Raw genomic sequence first — 22220 nt, 5'->3', positions numbered from 1 at the left:
AAATTTATACTAGATTAAGTTAATAAAGGATAAATTTATTTCTAAATTATTATGATATAAATTATCATTATTTATTTTATTTAAGGAGTAAAATTTGCACCCAAATAAAAAAGCTTTTAAATTATCTTTATTTGCATTATTGCTAATAACTAATTTAAATGCACAAGAATCAAATAAAGCTATCAATCTACAAAAAGTTGTTGTTAGTACAACAGGTTTTGAACAAGATGCGGATTCAAATTTACGCAATGTAATCAGCATAGAAGGCAAAGATCTACAAAATAAAGGTTATGTTTCCTTAGAACAAGCCTTAGAAAGAATTTCGGGCATTAGTTTTGTAAATTTTGGACTTGGACGCAATATAGATATGCGTGGACAAGGAAATAAATCCAATATAGCTGTAAAAGTTATGATTGATGGGCATGCTATTAATGTTCTTGATAATTCCCATGGTGTAACCCCGCTAGATAGTATCAATTTAGATAATGTAGAACGCATAGAAATCATACCTGGGGGTGGATCTGTGCTTTATGGAAGTGGTACTAGAGGGGGCGTGATTAATATCATTACAAAAAAACAAAAATCAGATGCTTTTGCTATAAATTTAAAAAGCAATGCTTATGATCATGGTGGACTAAGTGGAAATTTAGGTATCAATGGCGCCAAACAAATAAATGAAAATTTAGATTTTAGCTTTGATATACAAAGTTTTAACCTTGATGGATATCAAGAAGGTTATAATGAAAAAGGTTATTTTATCAACACAAAAACCTATATTGATATCAATGATAATAGCGATTTAACTTTGGGGTATAATTATTTTAAAAGCAAAAATACCAGCAGTGGCTATCTAACAAAAGCACAAGCTCAAAGCGATACAACTCAAAAAGGCAATAGTGACAATATCACACAAATCAATCGCCCTGAAATTTCTTTGGATTATCATTACTATTTTGATGATATATGGGAATTTAACCTAGAAGCTTTTTGGCAAAATCAAAAGATCAATTATCTAAAAGATGTTTCTACAATGAGCTACATGAATATGAGTCTTCCTGTATATCAAAATGGAAGTGGTTTTGAAGACACACTTACAGGGATAAGTTTAAAAAACAAACTAAATTATGCAAATAATTCTTATTTTATTTTTGGTTATGAATTTGCAAACCATGATGCAAAAAGAAAGAGTTTGGTGTATTATAGCGTTCCAAGTGTCATAAATTATCACAGGATGACAACTTTAATGGATATGACTAAACAAAGCCATTCTATTTTTGCTCTTGATTCTCATAATTTTAATGAATTTTTTACTTTATCCGGTGGAGCTAGATATGAATTTAGCTCTTATAATACCGATAGATCTTATAGAAATGAAATGAGTATGAACGGAAGACCCCCATCGCCTACTATCATAGACTCAACAACACTTTTTGATACCAATAAAAACGCCAATAATTTTGCTTTTGAAATCACTCCAAATTTTAAATACTCAGACACAGGAAAGCTTTATATCAAATACGAAAGAGGTTTTGTCTCTCCAAATCCAGCACAATTTGTCAACAAGGATAAAAATTCACAAAAGTATTATTCTGCAAATTTAAATCCTGAGATCTTTGATACCTTTGAACTAGGTATTGATGATTTTTGGTGGAATTTTTACGGCTTTAATCTAACTTTATTTTACACCCTAAGCAAAGATGAAATTTCTTATCTTGGAAACCCTCATTCTACTAGTGGATCTTGGTGGAAATATTATAATATAGATCAAACTCGCCGTTTAGGAGTAGAATTAAGCCTGAGTCAAAATTTTTTAGATGATGATTTAATCTTTAGAGAAAGTCTAACTTATCTTGATGCTAAAATTTCTAAAGGTGTTAATGACGGCATGAGAATTCCTTATGTTTCAAAAATCAAAGCCACAGCTGGGATTGAATACGCTTGGAATAAAAATTTCTCAAATTTTATTGATTTAACCTATTTTTCTAGAGCAAAAGATGGTGGAACTATAGATGAAAATACAGGAAAAATGTCTAAAAATTCTTGGATAAGGGATTATTTTTTAACAGATATTGGCATGAAATATAATTATAAAAAATTACAAATTTTAGCAGGAATTCGCAATCTTTTCGATAAAAGATACTACACCTATCAAGACAGTATAAATGATCAATACCTAGTTGGAAATGGCAGAAACTACTATGTTGAATTTAAATACACATTCTAAAATTTTAGTGATTATAGGGCTTTTGGTAGCTTATATAATCGCTTCCTTTACAGCACTTTGCTTAGGAGATGAGAATTTAAATCCAAAAGAGCTTTTTTCATATATCTTTAGCCAAGATGAAATTTTAAGACAAATAATCATAGATGGACGCTTACCACGGATTATAATGGCGATTTTAATCGGTATGCTTTTAGCTAGTAGTGGGGCTATCACTCAAAATGTATTTTCAAATCCTATAGCTGATCCTTATATCATAGGTATAGCTTCTGCGGCAACCTTTGGAGCGGTTTTGGCGTATTTGTTAAAATTGAATGATTATTATTATGGAATTTTAGGTTTTGTTTGCTCTGCCTTTTTTGCCCTAGGAGTTTTTAAAATTTCTTCTAAAGCTTCTATAGCAACTTTACTCATTATCGGCATAGCAGCTTCATCTTTTTTAGGGGCTTTTACTTCTTTTTTCACTTATCTTATAGGCGAGGATTCTTTTAAAATAGTCGCTTGGCTTATGGGAAATATAGGCAATGCTTCTTGGTTTCGTGTGGGAATTTTAATCTTGCCTTTAATTTTTTGTTTGTTTTATTTTTACGCTCATAAAAACGAATTAAACATACTTTTAAGCGGAGATGATGAAGCTAGAAATCTAGGGGTAAATGCTCAAAAATTAAAGATAAATTTACTCATTGTCTCATCCTTGGCTGTATCTTTTGCGGTTGCTTTTAGCGGACTTATAGGCTTTGTTGGACTCATCATTCCTCATACTATAAGACTTTTGCTTAAAAATTATAATAATGCCTTAGTTATCCCTTTATGTACAGCATTTGGAGGATTATTTTTACTTATTTGTGATACTTTAGCAAGAACTCTTTTAGCTCCTGTGCAAATTCCGATTGGAATTTTAACTGCATTTTTTGGAGCTCCTATTTTTTTATACTTAGCTTTAAGCGCTAGGAGATTTTTATAATGCTAAAAATACATAATTTAAGCTTTGCTTATCACCAAAAAGATTTACTAAAAAATATTCATTTAGAACTTAAAAACCAAGCTTTTATAGGAATTTTAGGGCCAAATGGCTCAGGCAAAAGCACTCTTTTAAAACTTATACTTAAAAATTTAAGTCCAAATAAAGGAGTGATAAGTCTTTTTAACACAAATATCAAGGATTTTTCTCTTAAAGAATTTGCCAAAATTTGCGGATTTGTGCCTCAAAAATCAGAATTAAACACCCCTTTAAAAGTCATCGATGTGCTTTTAATGAGCAAATATGCGAATTTAAAACACGCTTTTAGTTCTTATTCTAAAGAAGATATTTTAGAAATTAAAGAATTTGCTAAGGATTTAAGACTAGAAAATTTTCTAGAAAGAAACATACTTTCTTTAAGTGGGGGTGAATTTCAAAGAATGCTTTTAGCAAGAGCTTTGCTTAAAAAGCCAAAAATTCTTTTTTTAGATGAACCCACTTCAGCCCTTGATTTAAACTATGCTATAGAGCTTTTAAGTCTTTGCGAAAAACTGGTTAAAGAAAAAAATATTGCCATTGTTGCTATCTTACATGATTTAAATTTAGCTTCTATGTTTTGTGATAAAATCCTTTTTTTAAAAGAAGGGGAAATAAAGTATTTTGGAACGATCAAAGAGCTTTTTACTCAAGAAATTTTAAAAGAAATTTATGATTTAAACTGCGAGATTATTTATAAAAATTCTAAACCTTATATTTTAGCTTTAAAGGAGAAAAAATGAAAAAAATTTTAATTATTATAAGTTTGTTTTTAATCACACTAAATGCAAAAGAACGCCTTGTAGTGCTTGATCCTGCAAGCATAGAAACCCTTTTTATGCTTAAGGCTAAGGATCAAATCGTAGGCATTGCCAATTTGCAACACTCAAATATCTATCCCAAAGATCAAACCTCAAAACTTACAAGCGTAGGTACTTTTTCAAATCCTTCGCTTGAAAAAATAGTAGCATTAAAACCAAGTTTGGTGATTTTAAGCTCTTATTCTTTAAATTTAGAAGAAGGACTTAAAAATTTTGGTATCAAAAGTATCAATTTAAAAGCCGAGCGTTTAGAAGATATAACAAAAAATATCACAACCTTAGGCCAAATCACCAAAAAAGAAAAAGAAGCAGAGCTTTTAAAACAAGAATTTGCTCAAAATTTAAAAAAATTAAGTGATAAACCCTTAAATAAAAGTGCGATTTATCTCTATTCTAGCAACCCTTTAATGGCCTTTAATGATAATTCTTTAATAGCTGATATTTTAAGACTCATAGGGATTAAAAATTTAAGTCCGCAAAGTCGAATTTCAAGACCTGTTATATCAGCAGAATACATACTTAAACAAAATCCAGACATACTCATTCTTGGAATGGATGCCAAAAATAATCTTTTAGATACAAATGCTTTATTGAAAAATACCAAAGCAGTTAAAACAGGAAGTATTTATTTTAACAAAGATACACATATATTATTACGTCTTAGTCCTAAGATAATAGATAGAATTCAAGAATTTAAAACAAAGCTAGAAAATAACAATTTTTAATCACTCAATCTTGCTTTAAAAAATTCGCAAGTTTGACAAAGTTTTTCTATGCGTTTATCTTCTTCAAAAGCTTTTTTCATCATCTTTATACGCGGTGATTTAAAAAGCTTATCAAAGTTATTTTCAAAAACATTTCCCAAGTTAATATCTGCTTTAGTATCCAAACAGCAAGGCACTAAACTTCCATCACTTAAAATCCCAATTTGCTCTTTTAAAGCATGGCATTTTCCTTTTTTATAAAGGGGTTTATCTTTTAAATTTGGCCATTTAAAAAGTTTATTTTGATGAAGCAAAATATGTCTTTGCAAGCGATTTTTACTTAAGCTTGCATTGATCTTGGCTTCAAATTCTTTGGCTAAAAACTCATAAATTTTTAAATTTGACTTAGGTGCCTTAAAATTAGCATCTAAATTCCAAAGTCTTAGATTGATAAAAGAAAGGCTTTTTTGCTCTAAATGCTTTTTGCAAAGTTCTAAAATAGGCTTAAAATACTGTTCTAAAGAAATTTTGCTTTGACTTAAAAAAGACATTAAAGAAATATTGATTTGATGGATATTCTCATACCCTAACAATAAAGCTTGATTTTTAGAATTTAGATAAAAGCCACTTGTAGTGATTTCAAGTTTCATAGCTTCACCTTTTGCGATTTTTAGATAATTTTCCAAATTAGGTAAAAGCAAAGGATCACCCAAAAGATGAAAGGTAAAAAGCTCAGCTTTATTAGAAATTTTATGAGCTAAGTTTTGAAATTTTTCTTCACTCATTACCCCGCGAATTCCTTTTTGAGAAGGACAAAAATCACATTTTAAACCACAAATATCACTTAATTCTATATATATTTTTTTAAATTTCATTATATTTCCTAGAGTAAACATTTTACCAAAATTTATGAAATTTATTAAAAATATGTAACATTTTTATCAATATTTTTATCTTTTTTATTTCTCTTCTTTATTTTTAAATATATTAAACAAAAATCACACTATACTTAAATAAAAATCTAAAATGAAGGAAGGGTTTATGCAAGAGCTTACTTGCACGAAAAAAATTCGCTCTATTATTGCTGCAAGTAGTGGAAATTTAGTAGAGTGGTTTGACTTTTATATCTATGCTTTTACAGCAACTTATTTTGCTCATACTTTTTCAACTTCAGATAATCCTGTTATCCAGCAAATCAATGCCTTTGGGGTTTTTGCAGCAGGATTTTTTATGCGTCCTATAGGCTCTTGGCTTTTTGGCTCTTTAGCTGATAAAGTAGGTCGTAAGAAATCTATGGTTATATCAGTGGTTTTAATGGCTTTGGGCTCTTTTATGATAGCAGCCTTACCAAGCAAAGATACAGTGGGCGATCTTGCTATTATCTTACTTTTAATAGCAAGACTCATTCAAGGTCTTAGTGTAGGTGGGGAGTATGGCATAGCAGCTACTTATCTTTCAGAACTTGCTACAGAAGGAAAACGCGGTTTTTACTCATCTTTTCAGTATGTAACCCTAATAGGTGGTCAACTTTTGGCCGTTGCAAGCATTAGTATAATGTTTTTATTTTTTAGCATTGATGATGTGAAAGATTATGCTTGGAGAATACTTTTTGTAATAGGCGGAATTTTAGCACTAGGCTCGCTTTTTGTAAGAAAAATGATGAATGAAAGTGCTACAAAACTTCGCCAGCATGAAGATCGTGGTACTTTAAAAGCATTATGCAAATCTTGGAAACCTTTTTTAATGGTGCTTGGGGTTACTTCTGGAGGTTCTTTAGCTTTTTATACTATTACAACTTATACTAAAACTTTTATGGAAAATACGGGTATGGATAAAATGCTTGTTAATAATCTTTTCTTAGGTGCTTTATTTATACTAATGATCATTCAACCTCTTTTTGGATATATAGGAGATAAAATAGGTCACAAACGATCTTTAATTGTATTTTGTATTTTGGCATTAGTAGGAATTTATCCTATTTTTTCACTTATAGCCAATAACGCACAAAATAATCCTTCTTTGACATTTATGTTGGTGGTATTATTGTTTGTTATTTTAAGTTTTTATACTTCAGTTGCTGGGATTTTTAAAGCAAAACTTTTTCCTGAACATGTAAGAGCTTTAGGTACAGGTTTGGGTTATGCTATTTCAAATGCTGTTTTTGGAGGATCTGCTCCTTGGGTTGCTTTACAATTTAAAAATGCAGGTATAGAAAATGGCTTTTTTATCTATATAGCTATTTTTACAATCATCATGCTTATAGCTACTTTGTGTTTGCCTAAAAAATCAGAGCTTAATTAATTTTAACGCTTTTAAAGAAAGTACCGAAAGTGCGGTACTTTCTAACTCTTTTAAGGTTTGAAATTCATAATTTTTATTTTCATTATTTAAAATTTGATAATAAACCTTGATATTAAGTTTATACTTAGTATAGCCGTGCTTAAACTCCCCTACAAAACTCATATCTTTAGAAAGTTTATATTCTCCTTCTTTAAAAAAAGGAAAATTATACATACCTTTATAAAGCTTATCTTGGCTTTTCTGTATCGCAAATTTTTTATTAAATTCAAACAAAAAAAGATTTAAATTTAAACTCTCATAAAGTATTTTTTTAGCTCTTGGATAAAACTCTGTATTAAATTTGCCTTGACAAAAATCATACAAAGGACAAATCCCACACTTTGCATTTTTACCCACACAAACCAAAGCCCCTATATCAAGCAAAGCTTGGTTGTGATCAAAGGCATGATTTAAATTTAAAAGCTCTTTAGCTCTTTTTTCAAGTTCTTTCATGCTAGGATTTTCCAAAGCAAAAAGACGAGAAAGCACACGGCGTATATTGCCATCAACAAAAGAAACCTTTTGATCGTAGCCAAAACAAGCTATAGCGCCTGCTGTATAAGCTCCTATACCACTTAATTTTTTTAGATCCTCAACTTCTTTAGGTAATTTAGCCCCAAACTTATCCACGCATTCTAAAGCTACCTTTTTTAAATTTCTAGCACGAGTGTAATAACCAAGTCCTTGCCAAGCCTTTAAAAGCTCGTCTTCATTAGCATTAGCCAAACTTTCTAAAGTAGGAAATTTTTGCAAAAAGGGGGAATAAAACCTTTCTAAAACTGATTTAACTTGAGTTTGCTGAAGCATAATTTCGCTGATATAAACCCCATAAGCTCTATCAATATGCTTTAAACTTTCATCACAATTTTGACTTTGTAAATTACGCCAAGGCAAAGTTTTGCGTCCATTTTTTTCATACCAAAGAAGTAAATTTTCTTGTAGTTTTTCAAGCTCTTTTTTTTGCATAAATGAGAGTATAACAAAAAATTTTAAAATTTTTTGCTAAAATTAGCTCAAATTAAATTATTAAGGATATCCATGTTAGCTTTTTTTAAAGGTTTAGGTGTAGGTTTTTTATGTTTATTACTTTTTGTTGCAGGAGTAGTTTTTAATGTAGAATTTTTAGGCAAAAAAGACTCTAATCATGATTTATATTTTTCAAGAAATATAGAAGTAAGCAATACGCTAAAACCCGATATTTTATATGCAAATATTAATTTTTGGGCAAATGAAAATTTAAGTTCAAAAATCACATTAGACAATAGTGAAAAAGCCGAAATCACAAATACTTTCAATCAAATTTTAGAACGCTCAAAAAAAGAAAATTTTTGTAGCGGAGGAAGTTTTTCTTTAGAACCTAATTTTTCCTACAAAGATGGTATACAAACTCCAAAAGGTCAAAGATTTAATGCGAATTTAGAATGTGAATTTAAAGAAAATCAACTTGCAGATTTTAACAAGCTTTTAAATGACATCAATTCTATCATAGCTAAAAATAATTTCATTAGCGTTTCAACACCAGCCATACAAACAAGATTTTCAAAAGATACACTAAACAACAACAAAGAAAATCTTTACAAAGAGCTTTTAAAAACATCATACGAATATGAAAAAACTTACTCTTTAGATCTTAATAAAACTTGTATATTGAAAAATTTACAAGTAAATACAAATGCCAATATTGCACCTAGAATGCTAAATGCGAAATCTGACAATATAGAACTTTCATCTCCAATTATCAGCGAAAAAGAACAAATTTTAAATGCAAAAGCTTTATTTATTTGCAAATAACTTATAGCAAAATAAACTCCTTTTAAGTTTATTTTGCTATACTTTTATCTTCAATTCTTTCAGAAATTTATGCGGGAATAGCTCAGGGGTAGAGCACAACCTTGCCAAGGTTGGGGTCGCGAGTTCGAATCTCGTTTCCCGCTCCATAATCACCCGCCCGGGTGGTGGAATTGGTAGACACAAGGGACTTAAAATCCCTCGGAATTTTTCTTCCGTGCCGGTTCAAGTCCGGCCTCGGGCACCACTTTTTCAACATTATCAGGGCGACATAGCCAAGCGGTAAGGCATGGGCCTGCAAAGCCTTGATCTCCGGTTCGAATCCGGATGTCGCCTCCAAAAGGCAAAACTTTACTTTATCGGGAGATGGCTGAGTGGTCGAAAGCGGCGGTCTTGAAAACCGTTGAGGGTCACACCTCCAGGGGTTCGAATCCCTTTCTCCCGGCCACCAAAACTTTCTAGTTTATCAAGCTTATATCATTCCTAATTTAAAGGATACTACAAATGAAAAATAATACTTCAATCTTATTTCGTTATATCCTAAAAAACTTAGAAAAACTATGGCTAATATAATTAAAAATAAGAAATACAAATGGAAAATTTAGAATTTGTTATCTTAAAACAAAAATATAAAATTTTAAAAATATGTCAAATTTTAAAATATAAGGTAGGCAAATGAAAGAATTTTATATGAATTTAGCCTTAAATGAGGCTTGGAAATATCAGTTTTTAACCTATCCAAATCCGGCCGTAGGCTGTGTAATCTTAGATAAAAATGAAAAAATTTTAGCCATAAAAGCTCATGAAAAAGCTGGATTGGCTCATGCAGAACTTAATGCCATAGCTCATGCTTTTAAAAGCTTAAGACCTGAAATTTCATTGCCCAAAGAAGCAAACGCCTTACATGAGTTTATTTGCAAAAACCATCAAGGTGTATTTAAAGATAGCATAGCTTTTGCAACGCTTGAGCCTTGCTCTCATCAAGGAAAAACACCTCCTTGTACAAAACTCTTTAGCGAGCTAGGTTTTAAAAAAATTTTCATCAGCGTTAAAGATGAAAATAAAATCGCAAGCGGTGGGGCTGAATTTTTAAAAAAACAAGGTATAGAGGTTGAATTTGACATACTTAAAGAAGAAGGAAAAAAACTTTTAAAACCTTTTTTAAAATGGCAAAAAGGGCAATTTAAACTTTTTAAATTAGCCCTTTCTATGAACGGCTCACCTTTTGGCAAAATCGTAAGCAATGAGCTAAGTCGCACTTATGCACATGAAATTAGAGCGGTGATTGATTTGCTTGTAGTCGGCGGAAAAACCATAAGAAAAGATTGCCCTATATTAGATGCTAGGCTTTGCAAAGCAAAAGCGCCTAATCTTTGTATCTTAAGCCGTCAAAATATAGATAATTTTGATAAAAATATCCCTTTATTTAAAGTTCCAAACCGCCAAATTTATACCCAAATTCCAAGTGAAGCTAAATTTTTAATGTATGAGGGTGGAGAAAATTTTCTCAAAATCTTTAAAGATGAAATAGATATGTTTTTGATTTTCCAAAGTTCAAGTTTAAATGATGAAAAAAATGTTACAATACCTTTAAATTTCAAGCCACTTTACAGGAATTTTTTAGGGAGTGATACTTATGGCATTTATGAACTTTAGTGGATTTTTTTATGCGAGAAATGATTTAAGATTATTTAAAATAGAAAAGAAAAATGAATCAAAATCCTTTTTTTACAAGGACTACACCCTATCAAGCTACAAAGATGATTTAAATTTAAACAATGAAATCTTTTTTTATCAAAGTTTAAAAGAAGACTTATTTAAGGAAAATGATGAAATTTTAGTTTCAAATTTGGGTAAAAAGATCATACTTTTTAGAAATTTCACTCAAAATTGCGATAATTTTAATGAAGCAAAATTAAAACAAATATTGCTTTTATTTTTTTTATTATTAGCGAGTGTATTTTTTGCAAGTTTGGCTATGATTAATGAATTTGGAGCCATAGATCTTCTTTTTTTAATGATTTGCTTATTGCTTTTAGTGATGGGAGTAATCAATCTTGGCTTGCTTTTTAAGCAAATTCGCATTCTTAAAAGTTTTTCCAAAGAAGAAATGAAAGAATTTTTAAGTCAAAGAATGAAAAAATACACTAAAGTGTAAAAACACTTTAGCATACTGTTTTTAAATTTGTAGCAAGACCACCTAAAGAAGTTTCTTTATATTTATAATTCATATCTTTTCCTGTTTCATACATGGTTTCTATAACCTCATCAAGGCTTACCATAGGAGTGGATTTGCGTGTCATTGCCATTCTAGCAGCACTTATAGCCTTAATGGCTCCAAAGGCATTTCTTTCTATGCAAGGAATTTGCACAAGTCCTGCAACTGGATCGCAAGTTAGACCTAGATGATGTTCCATTGCCATTTCAGCAGCATTACATGCTTTAAAAGCATTAGCTCCTAAAACTGTTGCCATAGCCGCAGCTGCCATAGAACTAGCACTACCAATTTCTGCTTGACAACCTGCTTCTGCTCCGCTAATACTTGCATTTTTCTTATAAAAAGAACCTATAAGCATTGCTGTTAATAAAAACTCTATAGCCTTTTCATCACTAAAACCTATAGTATGATTTTTAAGATAAAGCATAACAGCAGGGATAACAGCACATGCTCCATTTGTTGGTGCGGTTACGACTTTTGCTCCGCTAGCATTTTCTTCAGCAATCGCAATAGCATATAAAGAAATAAAATCGATAATACCCATAGGATCAGCTGTCATCGCTACTCTTTCTTTAAGTCCTTTAGCTCTACGCTTTAAATGAAGTTTTCCAGGCAAATAATCTTCATTCGGGTGCGTACCATTATAATACACTTCTTGCATCACTTCCCAAATTTCAAGACAATAAGCACGAATTTCCTCTTTAGTGTGAAATTGCAATTCATAACGATAAGAAAGCTCTGCCAAATCCCAATCTCTTTTATCGCAAAGCTCTAAAGCTTCTTTAGCGTTATTAAGCTCTATATCTAGTTTTTTCTTTTTATTTTGGTTAGAATTTTTACCCTTTTTTTCTAATTCCGCAGCTGTTAAAACAAAGCCTCCACCTACAGAATAATAAGTTTCCTCATCAACTAACCCACCTTTACAATCATAAGCTTTAATTTTCATACCATTCTCATGTAAAGGTAAAAAATCTTTAGAGAATATCAAATCTTTTTCATAATTAAAACTAAGTTTTTTCTCGCCACAAAAATCAATTTGAGCATTTTCAATAGCATTTTTATTTACTTCATCTTGTATTGCCGCACTTAAATTTTTAGCTTCTAAGCCATTTAACCCCCAAATCACAGCCTTATCACTCAAGTGTCCTTTGCCTGTTAACGACAAAGAACCATAAAGAGTAACCTCAACTCTATCAATTTCATCAAGCTTTTTAGCAACTTTTTTACAAAATAAATTTCCAGCAAGCATAGGCCCTAAAGTATGAGAAGAAGAAGGGCCAACACCTATTTTAAAAATGCTTAAATTACTCATTTTTTATCCTTAATTTATAAAAGATCATGAATTGCAGCAGAAATTGCAACTATCCCCATTACCAAAACAAAAAGATCTAAAAATTTATTACGAAACCTTGCCAAAATATCAAAACGATAAATACAATAAAGCGGCATTAAGAAAAGCAAAATAGCCAAAACAGGACCACCAATAGCCTCGATAATTCCTATAACACTTGGATTTTTATACGCAACAAACCACGCGATAGCAAAGGTAATGATCGCTGTTAAAGTTTGAGCGAATTTACCTTGAATTCTACCATTACTTGCTTTATATAAAATACCATTTAAGCCTTCTTGAGAACCAAGATAATGCCCTAAGAAACTTTTGCTAATAGCCACAAGTGCAACAATAGGTCCAACATAAGCTAGTAAAGAAACTTCAGGAAATTTATTTGCTATAAAAGTAAGAATATTGATATTTTGATCTTTTGCTGATGCAAAATCTTCTGGTGTAAAGGTTAAAGCACAAGAAAAAACAAAAAACATTACAACAAAAACCATAAGAATAATTGCCAAAGAAATAATTTTTCTAGCGCGAGGTTCAGCATAACCACCATATTCTTTTTTACAATAACAAGCAAGTGAAGAAATGATAGGAGAGTGATTAAAACTAAATACCATCACAGGAATAACAAGCCATAAAGTAACCCAAAAATTACTTGTTGAAATTACGGAAAAATCAACATTTGCAAATAACGATAAATTCCATTGTGGAATTAAAAGCAATGAAAAAATAAATAAAAATATAATAAAAGGAAAAACAAGAAAACTCATTGCTTTTGTTACAACATTTTCACCAAGAATAGAAATCAAAACCAAAACTCCAACAATCAAAAAACTCACCCACCAACGAGCAGCATGAGTAAGATCTGCATTGAAATTGAACTGATTAATTAAGAACTCAAGCAAAGTTGTTGTAAGATTAGCACTATAAACCAATAAAATAGGCAAAATAGCAAAAAAATACAAAAGTGTAATTAAAAATCCACCGCCCTTGCCAAAATAACTTTCTGCAACAAAAGTAATATCATCTTTTGGATTAGAACTTGAAAGCACAAAGCGACATAAATTTCTATGAGCTAAGTAAGTCATAGGAAAAGCTAAAACAAGTATAACTAACAAAGGTATCAATCCACCAAGCCCAGCACTAATAGGTAACAAAAGTACGCCGGCTCCAATAGCTGTTCCAAAAAGAGATAAAACCCACCTTGTATCGTGACTAGTCCATTTAGGAGTATTCATTATTCTTCCTTAAATTTAAGATTACATCTCTTTTATTTTAGCAAAATATTTATAAATAATTATTTTTTAAAAAAAATATTTTAAATCTTATGTAACATTTTGTAAATTTAATTTTATAAAAAAACAATCACTTGTATCAATAAAGTATTATTTTAAAACTAAATATATTTTGGGTTTTGCAATCAAAAAATAAAAATTTGGAAGACTATGCTTCCAAATTTTTGCATCAAATTTTCTAAGGGAGTTAAATTTTCAAAAATTAATCTAATTTTTGACCTAGGATATTTCCTTGCATATCTGTATAAACTTCCATATTGTTATTAAACTTAAATTTATAACCATTAATTTCTTTGTCTACTTCAAGAATTTGAGCATTTGGTTGAGTTGCACTCACTTTTTTCATAACATTAGGTAAGATAGTATGTGGCAAAGCCTTATATTTTCCATCAACTTCTTTCCACTCTCCATTGATCATAAAATCAATTTCAGTTCCATCATTTAAAATCACATCATAAGAATCTATATCTTTTTTCACCAAACCAATTTGAGCGGTTTTAAAATTTTTAGAAATAAATTCTTTGGCATTATTTGGAAGTTCGCTAGCAGGAACAACCATATCTTTAGCTAAAAGCACCGTAGTACCCAACAAAGCAAGTAAAGTTAGTTTTGCTTTCATAATTTCTCCTTTTTTTGTCTTGGTTGGCGAAAGTTTAACTCAAAACTGTGAAGTGAATGTGAAACTTAAAAAATAATTTTCAAGCTTTCATTCTCAACACTTATACCTTGACTTTTTATAAATTTTATTTCTTTTCCATCTTCAAATTTTAAAATATCTTTATCTTTTAGATTAATATCATAAGTTAAAATATGCAAAACAATATCATAAATACAAAAGAAAAGTTCTTTTTCTTCTATGTTTAAATCACAAACTTCAAGTTCTAATTTATCAAAATTTCTAAGCCCATAAGTATAAGCATTAACTCCATTTTCACTAGGATAAACACTAACATATATCCAATTATATACCGGCAAGCGATTATCATCTAACATTTTTGCATTTTCGATATAAAAACTGGGCTCTAAAACAACTGCACCTGTATAAAAACCTAAAGCATGTTTATTATCCAAACATAAAGCTGCAATTTTCGTAAACATTTTAGCTTGTTCTAATTTGCTTTGATCTTGACTTAGCACCGCTATAAGAAGATGAGCTTTATGTTTTTTAGTTTGCTCTAAGGCATCTTTCCACATAAAATTAAAATTTGCATAGTATTCTGCTTCGTGATTAGGTATAGGATTTTTAATCAAATTTAGAGTAACTAACATATTTTCATATGAAAAAATCACGCCCTCTTTGGTAAAATTTTCATCAGCTATTTTTATATTAAATTTATCTTCTAAAATGCTTTTTAACTCCAAAAAATTAAAATCAACTTCATCAAGAAGAACAAAAGAGGTAAAATTGTGATTTAAATCTATAGTCATGTTAAACCCTATTAAATTTTTATAAATTATAACCTAATAAAAATAAATACTATAAACAAGAATTTCTTAAAAATTATGATAATTGATATTAATTATAAATTTATTTTTTATATAGTATAATCTTTTAAAATTTATAAGTATATTTTTGGAGAAAAACGTGGAATTTCTAAAAGATTACATCGATTTAATTATCTTTTTAATTCTAGGAATTATGGCATTTATAGCTTTTTGGTGTGTCGTAGAAAGAATGCTATTTTTTAGAAAAATTAACTTTAAAAATTATGAGAATCAAGAGCAATTTGATGATGCGATTAGTGAAAATTTAACCACTATATATATCATCTATTCCAATGCCCCTTATATAGGACTTTTAGGCACTGTAATAGGCATCATGGTTACATTTTACGAAATGGGCTTGGCGGGCAATATAGATGTCAAATCTATAGTCGTGGGACTTTCTTTAGCTCTTAAAGCTACAGCCTTAGGACTTTTGGTTGCTATTCCTGCTTTAATGGCTTATAATGCCTTACTTAGAAAAGTTTCCCTCTTAAGCAATGCTTATAAGGCAAATAAAAATGCTTAAACTACCAAAAAATGAAGGTTTAAATATAGTTCCATTTATAGACATTATGCTTGTTTTGCTTGCTATAGTGCTTAGTATTTCAACCTTTATTGCGCATGGAAAAATTCAAATCTCACTTCCTTCAAGTGAAAATGCTACCAATATAAGCAATAATGAAAAAAAACTTCTTATAACCATAGACGAAAAAAATACTTTTTATTTAAATGATAAATTAGCTGATTTAAATGAAGTTCAAAATGCTATTTTTTCACTTGATAAAAAAACCATAGTAGAACTAAAAAGCGATAAAAATGCTAAATTTGAAAGCTTTGTAAAAATTATAGATTTTTTAAAAGCCAAAGAACATGAAAATTTTCAGATTCTTACTGAGAAAAACAAATGAAAACTTTATTTTTAAATCATAAATACCAAGCTTCTTATATAACTTTTATAGTCTTTATACCTTTGCTTTTTGTCATTTTTCACTCGAATGACTTTTTTAAAATGGAAATTAAAAATGAAGATTCTTTTTCTTTGGCAATAAAACAATTTATCCAAACCAATCCAACAAATGAGACCAAACCAACAGAATCCATTATAGAACCTATCAAACCAAAACCTCAGCCAAAAGTTATTAAAAAAACTCCTGAAAAAATTCAAAAAAAGATAAAAAAAACACCCCCACACCCAATACCAAATAAAACCCCAATAGCACCAACTCAAGAAGTTAAAACTTTTGCAAAAACAACTGATATAAATGTCAAACCTAAGATCACTCAATTAACACAAGGAAAAGATAATCACCCTGTATTAAAAGAAATTCAAAAAGCTATACAACAAGCACAATTTTATCCAAGGCAAGCAAAAAAAATGCGTATGCAAGGAACTGTAAAAGTAGAATTTTTATGGAAAGAAAACAAAACTTTAGCAGATTTAAAAATCATAGAAAGCTCAGGATATGATTTATTAGATAAAAGTGCTTTAGAAAGCATAAGAAAAGCTTCTTTAAATTTTCCATACTATAACGGGGATTTAAGAATTACACTACCTATTATATATGATTTTAAAACCCTAAGAGGATAAAATTATAATTTGCTACACTCTCTTATCTACAATTTGCGCTTCTTGATTTTCAATTTTATTTTGAAAATCTTTACTTAAATTCTGACTTAATTCTTGCAAAGATTTTTGCTTCAGTTTTTCAAATTCTTCAGGATTGCTTGCCTTAAGCTTTGCCTGCTCATTAGCACTTAAAGCATTTAAACCTTTTTCTTGGGCTTTTTGAAGCAAATCTTCGTCTTCTTTTTCTTTGATATTATTTTCCTTATCATCTTTTTTATTGATTTTTTGCGGATCTATGGTTTTCATAGCACTAGCTCCACTACCTGATGCTTCTTTAATGTCGCTTAAAATTTCTCTCATGCTAGGTTCTTTAACATCACTATCATCAACTTTACCATCTTTATTTACATCTTTATCAATAAAAAAATTTAATTTTTCTTCTATATTTGCATCATCAGATATTTTTTCATCGCTTGTTTTAAAACCTAAATTTTGCATACTTTGTTGAAGGGTATTTGTATTAAAATTTAATTTTACACTTTGTTGTTTATTATTTAAATTTGAATTTAAAGAACCAAAATTATCTTTTACACTTTCAAACCAATTTGAAACAAATTGATTTGCTTCGCCATTAAGCCTTATACTACCATCATTTCTAGCAATATAATTCATATAAGAACCAAAATTTTTTTGTAAACTACTATAATTTTCATCGCTTAAATTTAAAGCTATAAGTTCACCTTGCTTATTTTCAAAAACAACCTTAACACCATCGCTATTTAAACTCGAAAGATCTTGCACGGGAATTTTATCTTGATCTTCTTTCTTTAACACGCTAAGCTCTTTTTTATCAACATTATTATTTAAAGAATGAGTCAAACTAGCAGAAGTATCGATTTTCATTATTTATCCTTTTTTACATTTTGCAAATAAGCCTAAACGACACATTTTTCTCTCATGTGAATTTTTTAAAGAATTACACTTTTTAAGTTCTTGCTCGTAGTTAGTACAAGAATTTGCAAAAGCAAAAGAACTCAAAATGCTTAAAACCAAAATTATTTTTAACACTTTCTAATCCTTATTTTAAAGATTTTTTAGTTAAAATTATATCTTTTATAATCGACAAAATCTTAAAAAATTTTATATTCTTAGAAAGGAATCAATGAAAGCATTAGCTCTTTTTAGCGGTGGGCTTGATAGTATGCTTGCAATGAAACTCATCACTGCACAAGGCATAGAAGTTAAAGCTCTAAATATCAACATAGGCTTTGGAAGCACAAGCGATAAAAGCGAAATCATGAAAAAGCGTGCAGCAATGGTAGGTGCGGATTTTGAAATGATAGATGTAAGAAATTCCTATCTTCAAGAAGTGCTTTTTAATCCACAATATGGCTATGGCAAACATTTTAATCCTTGTATAGATTGTCATGCTTTTATGTTTAAAACTGCTCTTGCTATGTTAAAAGAAGAAAATGCAAGTTTTATCATCACAGGAGAAGTTTTAGGACAACGCCCTATGAGTCAAAGAAGTGATGCAATGGCAAAGGTTAAAAAACTTGCTCTTGATGAAGAAGATTTAATCTTGCGTCCTATGTGTGCAAAAAACCTACCTCTAACCAAACCTGAAAGAGAAGGTTGGGTAGATAGAGAAAAACTCGAAGGCATTATTGGAAGAAGTCGTAAAAGACAACTTGAACTTGCAGCTAAATTTGGCTTAGAAGACTTTGAAAGCCCAGGTGGAGGTTGCTTGCTAACTCTTGATAGTTTTGCTAAAAAAATTCGAGATTTCATAGAATTTGACAAAGATATGCAGGTTAATGACGCACAACTTTTAAAATATGGTCGTCATTTAAGATTACCCAATGGAGCTAAAATGATCATAGGTAGAAATGAACTTGAAAATACTCTTTTAAAAGGTTTAAAAACTCCTAAATATGAAGCAATAGAAATTGGGGATTTAATCGGAGCTTACTCTTTGGTAGATGAAAAAATTTCAGAAAAAGACTTAGAACTTGCCTTAAAAATAGCCCTTACCTATACTAAACACGAAGCAGGAAAAAGCTATGAACTTAAATTTAAAAATCAAGCTTATACAAGCATAGCTTTTGAAAATAAGGCTGATATTAATCAATTTTTTATTAGTTAAAGTATAAAGTATTTAGCAAAACAAGCGATATAGTATTTGAATCTTTTCAAAATATTGCAATCAAGCCCATGAAAATGGGCTTTTTTTATTTTAATCCATAAGCATTTTTTAAATTGTTTAAATTCGCACTCGCATTCAAAAGCAAACAATCAGCCAAAACTAAACGCACCATAGCACTAGCTACAACACTTCCTCTAACACCTACACAAGGATCATGCCTACCTTTGAGTTCAAATTCCAAATTATTGCCAAATTTATCTATACTTTCTTGCTTGGAAAAAATAGAAGGAGTAGGTTTAAAATAAGTTTTTAAAATAAGATTTTCTCCATTTGAAATTCCTCCTAAAATTCCTCCGCTATGATTGCTTAAAAACTTGCCATCTTTTAAAGCATCATTATTACACGATCCGCGCATTTTGCTTGCATTAATACCTTCGCCTATTTCAACTGCTTTAACAGCATTAATTCCCATTAAAGCATGAGCTAATTTAGAGTCTAACTTATCATAAAGAACTTCTCCAAGTCCTATAAGCATACCACTAACTTTTGTAAAAACAGCAGCGCCTACGCTATCTTTTGAATTTCTAGCATTTAAAATTTCATTTTTAAAGTCACTTTCTAGTTTTGGATCAAGGCAAAAAATTTCACTTTTCTTAGCAAATTCAAAATCAAATTCTTTTTCTTTCAAATTTGATACAAAAGTTCCTACCCCAAAAACACCACTTTGAATACAAATGCCAAATTCACGCAAAAGCATCGCTGCAACTGCACCACCAGCCACTCTAGCAACACTTTCCCTAGCACTTGATCTACCCCCACCCCTATGATCTCTTATGCCATATTTATAAAAATAAGTAAAATCCGCATGAGCAGGACGAAATAGATCTTTTAAATTATCATAATCCTTAGAATGGGCATTTTCATTAAAAACCACTATAGCTATGGGATGACCCGTTGTATATCCTTCAAAAACCCCGCTTAAAACCTGAGCTTTATCGCTTTCTTTTCTTGGTGTTGCAAATTTACTTCCGCCTTTGCGTTTATCAAGCTCATTTTGCAAAAATTCTTCATCAAATTTAACTCCAGCAGGTATTCCATCAATAATACATCCAACAGCCACACCATGAGACTCACCAAAACTTGTAAATTTCAATCTCGTACCAAAGGTATTCACTATAAAGCTCCTAATTTCTCAAGTGCAATTTTTGCTGCCATTTGCTGTGCTTCTTTTTTGCTTCCTGCAATAGCTCTTGCAAGTTCTTTACCATCAAGCATTAAAGCAATTTCAAATTGCTTTAAATGATCAGGGCCAAAAGCACGCACTGTTTCATACTGCGGAGTTTGTCCAATTTTTCCCTGTGTAATCTCTTGTAATTTTGTTTTATAATCTTTTATAAGAATTTTTGCATCAATTTGAGGGAAATTTTTTTCTATAAGCCTTAAAGCAATAGTTTTTGCAAACTCGAACCCAGCTTCTAAATGTATAGCACCTATAATGGCTTCTAACGCATCTGAAAGTATAGAAGGCTTTTCTTTTCCTCCATTGTTTTCCTCAGCAACACTCATAAGAATAAAATCGCCCAAATTTAAACTATTTGCAATTTTTGCAAAAGACTTTTCATTCACTAAAGCTGCTCTAAGCTTAGATAAATCTCCTTCGGCATCTTTGGCGAATTTATGAAAAAGGTATTCACCTACAACTAAATCAAGCACGGCATCACCTAAAAATTCCAAGCGTTCGTTGTTGTAAGATTTTTTAAAACTTTTATGGGTTAAAGCATGTATAAGAAGATTTTTATCTTTAAATTCATAAGTTAAACTCTGCTCTAGCTTTTCAATGTTTTTCATCATTTTCCCTTGCAATTTTCAAAGCAGCTTCACGCGCCAATGTATCACACCTTTCATTTTCCAAATGTCCATTATGTGCTTTTACCCAAAAAGCCTTAATCTTATGAGATTTTGCCACTTTAATATATTCCTTCCATAAATCTATATTTTTTTTACCTTTAAAATCCTTTTTTATCCATCCTTCTAGCCATTCATTAATACTTTGAACCATTAGGTTAGAATCTGTAAAAAGCGAAATTTCACAAGGCTCTTTTAAAGCCTTCAAAGATTCAATAATTGCCATTAGCTCCATTCTATTGTTAGTGGTATTAGCCTCAGCTCCAAAACCTTCCTTTTGATACTCCTTATAACGCAAAATATAAGCCCATCCGCCAAAACCTGGATTGTTAAGACATGAGCCATCTGTATAAATTTCAATGTGTTTCATTGTTTTTCACTTCATAAATAATTTTACAAGTATTAAACTCATAACAAACAGGACAGTGATAAAAAAACAAAGGCATTACATTTTTACACTCAGAACAACGATATGAAAATTCTAACCCCGCATTAAAAGAATTATCTTTTAAAATTTTTAACATTTTAAAGTTAGAATTTTTAAAAACAAACTGGTGCGTATCATCATGCTTTGAAATTTTACCCAAAGCATAAAAGAATTCTAAAAAATCTTGATTTTCTAAATTAAACGCTTCATTTTCTCTATAAAGCAAATCACAAATATCAAAAAAATTTTGCCCTAAAAACATATGATATTTTTCAAAAACTAAACGCCCCAACATAGGATTATCTTCTATTTTAAATTCTAAAAGTTTTTTCTTTTTTTCTTCATCAGTAATATTAAAAGTACAAAGTTCTAAAGCTTTGATAAAATCACGCTCTTTTTGTACATCTTCATTAAGCTCAAAAAGACATTCTAAAAGTTCTAAATTTTCTTTATAAGAACGAAGTTTTAAATAAACAATTTTTAAAAGTTTTAAGGCTTGTATATTTCTTGGACGCAGTTTTAAAGCTTGTAATAAAACTTCTTTTGCACGCTCTAAAAATCCTGCTTTAAAATAAACTTTTGCTAAAGAAAGGAAAATAAATTCTCTTTCTTGTTTATCTTTACATTTTTCAAGAGCAATCAAATAAATTTGAGTTGCTTTTTCAAATTCCCCGCTTTTAGTAAAAATTTCAGCCAAAAAACTTAAATTTCCAAAACTCAAGCTACTATTTCTTAATAACTCTTTATGAGCGTTATCCATTTCAAATTTTTTTATAAATTTTTCAAGCTTTTGTTCTTCATCTTTGCTAGCAAATATTTTCCAAATATAATTTGCAACAGCTACGACAAATACTAAAATGGTTAAAATTATAAGCCCTACTAAAGGGTCTCTGTATTCTACAAAGAAAAAATCCATAGTCTCGCTCTAAAAATTTTATGCCAAATTATAGCCAAATCTTTGTATAAT

Annotated in this window: 24 protein-coding genes and 4 tRNA genes; 16 read left to right on the top strand and 12 right to left on the bottom strand. The window is 30.1% G+C overall.

Annotated elements, in window-relative coordinates:
- Nucleotides 1-94 precede the first annotated feature (94 nt).
- Genes BGS40_RS08700 through BGS40_RS08685 form a run of 4 tightly spaced genes read left to right on the top strand, consistent with a single transcriptional unit; the run spans nt 95 to nt 4764 of the window.
- Complete coding sequence (locus tag BGS40_RS08700; protein ID WP_096738627.1) at nt 95-2224, top strand: TonB-dependent receptor; 2130 nt, start codon at nt 95-97, stop codon at nt 2222-2224.
- Nucleotides 2199-3185 (top strand): FecCD family ABC transporter permease, encoded by a 987-nt coding sequence (locus BGS40_RS08695; RefSeq protein WP_002851460.1) that lies wholly within the window; start codon nt 2199-2201, stop codon nt 3183-3185. Before BGS40_RS08700 ends, BGS40_RS08695 begins: the two co-directional genes overlap by 26 nt.
- Complete coding sequence (locus BGS40_RS08690; protein WP_087691712.1) at nt 3185-3961, top strand: ABC transporter ATP-binding protein; 777 nt, start codon at nt 3185-3187, stop codon at nt 3959-3961. The genes BGS40_RS08695 and BGS40_RS08690 overlap by 1 nt, the downstream gene beginning before the upstream one ends.
- Entirely contained in the window at nt 3958-4764 is an 807-nt protein-coding gene (locus BGS40_RS08685; RefSeq protein WP_052786600.1) for an ABC transporter substrate-binding protein, read from the top strand. The genes BGS40_RS08690 and BGS40_RS08685 overlap by 4 nt, the downstream gene beginning before the upstream one ends.
- Here BGS40_RS08685 and BGS40_RS08680 read toward each other — a convergent pair.
- Complete coding sequence (locus BGS40_RS08680) at nt 4761-5618, bottom strand: radical SAM/SPASM domain-containing protein (RefSeq protein WP_052782061.1); 858 nt, start codon at nt 5616-5618, stop codon at nt 4761-4763. The two genes, BGS40_RS08685 and BGS40_RS08680, sit on opposite strands and share 4 nt — an antisense overlap.
- Nucleotides 5619-5784: 166 nt before the next feature.
- On the opposite strand from BGS40_RS08680, the gene BGS40_RS08675 reads away from it, so the two are divergent.
- Complete coding sequence (locus BGS40_RS08675; protein ID WP_096738626.1) at nt 5785-7044, top strand: MFS transporter; 1260 nt, start codon at nt 5785-5787, stop codon at nt 7042-7044.
- Here BGS40_RS08675 and mutY read toward each other — a convergent pair.
- Nucleotides 7030-8049 carry an A/G-specific adenine glycosylase gene (gene mutY, locus BGS40_RS08670; RefSeq protein WP_096738625.1) on the bottom strand — a complete coding sequence of 340 codons (1020 nt, stop codon included), beginning with the start codon at nt 8047-8049 and terminating at the stop codon, nt 7030-7032. The genes BGS40_RS08675 and mutY overlap by 15 nt on opposite strands.
- A 72-nt stretch (nt 8050-8121) precedes the next feature.
- On the opposite strand from mutY, the gene BGS40_RS08665 reads away from it, so the two are divergent.
- The 7 genes from BGS40_RS08665 (at nt 8122) to BGS40_RS08635 (ending at nt 11029) form a co-directional block, all read left to right on the top strand.
- Nucleotides 8122-8874: a hypothetical protein gene (locus tag BGS40_RS08665; protein WP_087691711.1), complete on the top strand. Its 753-nt coding sequence runs from the start codon at nt 8122-8124 to the stop codon at nt 8872-8874.
- Between the two features lie 71 nt (nt 8875-8945).
- Nucleotides 8946-9020, top strand: a tRNA-Gly gene (locus tag BGS40_RS08660).
- Between the two features lie 9 nt (nt 9021-9029).
- Nucleotides 9030-9118: transfer RNA gene (locus BGS40_RS08655), tRNA-Leu, on the top strand.
- 18 nt (nt 9119-9136) lie between these two features.
- Nucleotides 9137-9210: transfer RNA gene (locus BGS40_RS08650), tRNA-Cys, on the top strand.
- Between the two features lie 21 nt (nt 9211-9231).
- A tRNA-Ser gene (locus tag BGS40_RS08645) sits at nt 9232-9319 on the top strand.
- 227 nt (nt 9320-9546) lie between these two features.
- Nucleotides 9547-10527: a bifunctional diaminohydroxyphosphoribosylaminopyrimidine deaminase/5-amino-6-(5-phosphoribosylamino)uracil reductase RibD gene (ribD, locus tag BGS40_RS08640; protein ID WP_096738624.1), complete on the top strand. Its 981-nt coding sequence runs from the start codon at nt 9547-9549 to the stop codon at nt 10525-10527.
- Nucleotides 10508-11029 (top strand): hypothetical protein, encoded by a 522-nt coding sequence (locus BGS40_RS08635; protein ID WP_002892096.1) that lies wholly within the window; start codon nt 10508-10510, stop codon nt 11027-11029. Before ribD ends, BGS40_RS08635 begins: the two co-directional genes overlap by 20 nt.
- Before the next feature lie 7 nt (nt 11030-11036).
- Here BGS40_RS08635 and BGS40_RS08630 read toward each other — a convergent pair whose 3' ends face one another.
- The 4 genes from BGS40_RS08630 to BGS40_RS08615 all read right to left on the bottom strand — a co-directional run bounded on the left by BGS40_RS08630 (nt 11037) and on the right by BGS40_RS08615 (nt 15151).
- Complete coding sequence (locus BGS40_RS08630; RefSeq protein ID WP_002892094.1) at nt 11037-12401, bottom strand: L-serine ammonia-lyase; 1365 nt, start codon at nt 12399-12401, stop codon at nt 11037-11039.
- 14 nt (nt 12402-12415) lie between these two features.
- The gene (locus BGS40_RS08625) at nt 12416-13666 is read right to left on the bottom strand and encodes a serine/threonine transporter (protein ID WP_002843382.1); all 1251 of its coding nucleotides are present in this window, start codon (nt 13664-13666) and stop codon (nt 12416-12418) included.
- A gap of 259 nt (nt 13667-13925) precedes the next feature.
- A complete protein-coding gene (locus tag BGS40_RS08620; protein ID WP_002843383.1) occupies nt 13926-14342 on the bottom strand; it encodes a PepSY-like domain-containing protein in 417 nt (138 codons plus the stop codon).
- Between the two features lie 65 nt (nt 14343-14407).
- Entirely contained in the window at nt 14408-15151 is a 744-nt protein-coding gene (locus BGS40_RS08615; RefSeq protein ID WP_052817423.1) for a DUF4261 domain-containing protein, read from the bottom strand.
- Nucleotides 15152-15308: 157 nt separating this feature from the next.
- Between BGS40_RS08615 and exbB the strand changes: the two genes are divergently transcribed.
- The 3 genes from exbB to BGS40_RS08600 are packed head-to-tail and all read left to right on the top strand — an operon-like array spanning nt 15309 to nt 16796.
- A complete protein-coding gene (gene exbB / locus BGS40_RS08610) occupies nt 15309-15734 on the top strand; it encodes a TonB-system energizer ExbB (RefSeq protein WP_002851166.1) in 426 nt (141 codons plus the stop codon).
- Nucleotides 15727-16116: a TonB system transport protein ExbD gene (gene exbD, locus BGS40_RS08605; RefSeq protein WP_002851470.1), complete on the top strand. Its 390-nt coding sequence runs from the start codon at nt 15727-15729 to the stop codon at nt 16114-16116. Before exbB ends, exbD begins: the two co-directional genes overlap by 8 nt.
- Entirely contained in the window at nt 16113-16796 is a 684-nt protein-coding gene (locus BGS40_RS08600) for an energy transducer TonB (RefSeq protein WP_052817425.1), read from the top strand. The genes exbD and BGS40_RS08600 overlap by 4 nt, the downstream gene beginning before the upstream one ends.
- 12 nt (nt 16797-16808) lie before the next feature.
- On the opposite strand, the gene BGS40_RS08595 is transcribed toward BGS40_RS08600, so the two are convergent.
- Nucleotides 16809-17678, bottom strand: coding sequence for a hypothetical protein (locus BGS40_RS08595; RefSeq protein ID WP_096738623.1), 870 nt, complete (start codon nt 17676-17678; stop codon nt 16809-16811).
- 3 nt (nt 17679-17681) lie between these two features.
- Nucleotides 17682-17843, bottom strand: coding sequence for a hypothetical protein (locus BGS40_RS08590; protein WP_052782069.1), 162 nt, complete (start codon nt 17841-17843; stop codon nt 17682-17684).
- A 94-nt stretch (nt 17844-17937) separates the two neighbouring features.
- On the opposite strand from BGS40_RS08590, the gene BGS40_RS08585 reads away from it, so the two are divergent.
- Entirely contained in the window at nt 17938-18921 is a 984-nt protein-coding gene (locus BGS40_RS08585) for an MnmA/TRMU family protein (protein WP_002899699.1), read from the top strand.
- An 85-nt stretch (nt 18922-19006) separates the two neighbouring features.
- On the opposite strand, the gene aroC is transcribed toward BGS40_RS08585, so the two are convergent.
- Genes aroC through BGS40_RS08565 form a run of 4 tightly spaced genes read right to left on the bottom strand, consistent with a single transcriptional unit; the run spans nt 19007 to nt 22169 of the window.
- On the bottom strand, nt 19007-20095 hold the full coding sequence (gene aroC / locus BGS40_RS08580) for a chorismate synthase (RefSeq protein ID WP_096738622.1): 1089 nt from the start codon (nt 20093-20095) through the stop codon (nt 19007-19009).
- Nucleotides 20095-20769, bottom strand: coding sequence for a ribonuclease III (gene rnc, locus BGS40_RS08575; protein WP_002851153.1), 675 nt, complete (start codon nt 20767-20769; stop codon nt 20095-20097). Before rnc ends, aroC begins: the two co-directional genes overlap by 1 nt.
- Nucleotides 20756-21196, bottom strand: a complete 441-nt coding sequence (gene rnhA, locus BGS40_RS08570) for a ribonuclease HI (RefSeq protein WP_002851277.1) — start codon at nt 21194-21196, stop codon at nt 20756-20758. Before rnhA ends, rnc begins: the two co-directional genes overlap by 14 nt.
- Complete coding sequence (locus BGS40_RS08565) at nt 21183-22169, bottom strand: CDC27 family protein (protein ID WP_002909216.1); 987 nt, start codon at nt 22167-22169, stop codon at nt 21183-21185. The genes rnhA and BGS40_RS08565 overlap by 14 nt, the downstream gene beginning before the upstream one ends.
- Between the last annotated feature and the right edge of the window lie 51 nt (nt 22170-22220).

Origin of the sequence: Campylobacter sp. 107, assembly GCF_002383835.1 — a bacterium.
GTDB lineage: Bacteria > Campylobacterota > Campylobacteria > Campylobacterales > Campylobacteraceae > Campylobacter_D > Campylobacter_D jejuni.
The sequence above is the reverse complement of the archived record's forward strand: the minus strand, read 5'-3'. Positions and strand labels throughout refer to the sequence as shown.